At 55.4% G+C, this 2,378-nt stretch carries 4 protein-coding genes; 1 reads left to right on the forward strand and 3 read right to left on the reverse strand.

The genetic code is table 11. From position 1 onward, the window contains the following. Positions 1–236: hypothetical protein (locus tag ACOI1H_RS24930; protein WP_422440962.1), on the forward strand; the 236-nt coding region annotated here is incomplete at its 5' end. Between the two features lie 70 nt (positions 237–306). Here ACOI1H_RS24930 and ACOI1H_RS24935 read toward each other — a convergent pair. The 3 genes from ACOI1H_RS24935 to ACOI1H_RS24945 form a co-directional block, all read right to left on the reverse strand. Continuing rightward, positions 307–597 (reverse strand): hypothetical protein, encoded by a 291-nt coding sequence (locus ACOI1H_RS24935; protein WP_422440957.1) that lies wholly within the window; start codon positions 595–597, stop codon positions 307–309. 219 nt (positions 598–816) lie between these two features. Then, positions 817–1,509: a sigma-70 family RNA polymerase sigma factor gene (locus ACOI1H_RS24940; RefSeq protein WP_422440959.1), complete on the reverse strand. Its 693-nt coding sequence runs from the start codon at positions 1,507–1,509 to the stop codon at positions 817–819. Between the two features lie 102 nt (positions 1,510–1,611). Further along, positions 1,612–2,346 carry a Crp/Fnr family transcriptional regulator gene (locus ACOI1H_RS24945; RefSeq protein WP_422440960.1) on the reverse strand — a complete coding sequence of 245 codons (735 nt, stop codon included), beginning with the start codon at positions 2,344–2,346 and terminating at the stop codon, positions 1,612–1,614. Positions 2,347–2,378: the final 32 nt, after the last annotated feature.

A 2,378-nucleotide genomic window follows, 5' to 3' on the forward strand; every position in this document is an offset into this window, starting at 1 on the left:
ATTTTGCCATTCCCAAACGCTACGGCCCCGCCCTGCCCGCCTCAAGCAGGTTTCCTCTGACAGTGCCGGCAAAAGAACTCCAGTACCTGGGCCCGCCGCAACTTCCTGAACATGACCGCACGGCCCGTGCCGTCAGCCCCATGCACTTGATACATATTCTTTGCCAGATTGAGCCCGACCGTGATGATACCCGACTTATCCGTTCTCCTAGGTGGATCGTTGCAGACCCGCCTTGACACGTCGATGCCGTGGGGGGACGGTTACATCATTGAGCCCGTATCAGCCACCCCCCTCAAATCACCGCCCTTAGACGTCAGCCACAATCTCGCCCTTCATCTCACCAGTCATCCGGGTTTGATCGTCCGTTTGGACGGATTTGCGCACTTCATCGATCTTCAACTCTGCTGCGTCTCTCGTCGCTTTGTCAGGCCACTCGGTAATTGCAGCACTGGTACGTTCACTGGTGCGAATAATCGTGACTCGGTTCGCCCCAAAACTCTTCAGTGCAGGTAGGCGCTTTTCCTCGATATTGCGCAGGGCTATCTCGTAGTCGGCTCCACTCGCAGTTTCCCACGTGGTAATTGTGATGTAACGCATTGGTTCCTCCATCTTTTAATTTTCTGATGTAGCACAAAATTCGCTGTATTACTATCTCAACGGCAAGGCAAAATTGGCAGGCAATGTATCCCAGCTCATGACTCAGAAACCCACTGCCTCAGGGCAATAGTGCCCCCACGTCAGGGACAGGAGAAAACGAGCCTGCCGGACGCATCCGGCAGGATTGGGATACCGTGCCACATGGGGTAATCTTTTGATTTAAAGGGTAAGACCGCTCCGCATCTTCAGCAGACTCCGGCGCAGCCTGGTGCGCATCGTGTTGATCGGAACCCCGGCACGGTCAGCCAGATCCTGATAGGTCACACCGTCAAGGTAAGCACCCCGCACTGCAGCAGCATTCGCCGGATCGAGCCTCAGCAAACACCTGTCGATCTGTGTCCGCTGTGATTTTTGAACCGCGGCCATTTCCGGAGTTGGTCCGGGGTCCGCAATATTATGGATTTCGTCGATGGCGTATGTGGTGACCTTGCGCATACGCAACCGGTCAATCGAAAGATTTTGAGTCAAGGTTATCAACCAGGTCATCGGACTATACCCATTAACCCGGTAGATATGGGCATTCTTCCAGATCTTGACGAATACATCCTGCAGCGCGTCTTCGGCTTCGGTCCGATTGCCGAGGATCCTGAGGCAGACGCCAAAGAGTTTTGCAGATGTCGCAACATAGAGGGCGGAGAAGGCGGCATGGTCCCCCAGGCCAGTACGCACAATCATGTGCTCGATGTCAGCGATGGTCGTGTTGTGTCTGGAGTAAGCAATACGCTGCGTTGTGTAACGCAACACGCTGTCTGGGTTGCGAACGTCGGATGGGCCGGAACTGCAAGGACGGGGGATACGCCCCGCGGTCAGGCCGGGATCGTCTGGTCCCAAAACACACATTTGGTCTGCCATTGTCGCCTGTCCTTCCGGAAGAAAAAACCGAGGGCTTGCCACGGAATATCCATATGGCGATCGAAGAGAAACTGATCAGACCGGAAACTATTAAATACACGATCACATGAGCAGAGGGCCGGTTTCATCAAGGTAGGCCGGATCAAAATCTGCCAGTTTTACTAAACCTGCATGATCCATGAACTTCACCTGACCCTCCTTGAAGCTGACCAGGCCTGCTTCCCGAAGTTCGCGCAGCACCCGATTGACATGCACAGAGCTCAGTCCCAGCGCGTCTGCGAGATGATATTGCTTGAGCGGACATGCATATCCCAACTTGCTGCCCAAACCCACGAGCGTCAGCCGCGCACTCAGTTCAAGCAAAAAGTGAGCCACGCGCTTACTTGCATCGCGGCTGCCGAGGCGGACCAGATGCTCGACGACCATCGCTTCATCGCGAGACGCGACCCACAGGATAGCTGTGGCCAGTCGAGGGGTCTTGGAGAAGGCCTCAAGAAGATCCTGCTTTGGAACTTCGGCGGCCAGAATATCGACGATCGGTTCAAAGCTGTGGTCTGACGTCCGCAGCAGCACGCTCCGCAAACCCAAAAAGTCGCCCGGGATTTGAAAGTCGATGATCTGGCGTGTCCCGTCAGGTTGTAGCTTATAGGAGCAGACCCATCCGGCAGCCAAAATATAGGCGGCCTGCTCGGTCTGACCCTCAAGAACCATGTCGTGTCCAGCCCGGAAGGACCTGCGCTTCTGGTGAAGTCGATCAAGCACGGCGAGATCACCGTCGGACAACGCAACGAAGGCCGAGAGCTTTCGGGTGAGGGGGCTGATCTCGGTCGCGTGCATGGATGCCTCCGGATTTGAGAAGTGATAACCTG

The sequence above is a fragment of the Loktanella sp. DJP18 genome, assembly GCF_049310965.1.
Lineage (GTDB): Bacteria > Pseudomonadota > Alphaproteobacteria > Rhodobacterales > Rhodobacteraceae > Loktanella.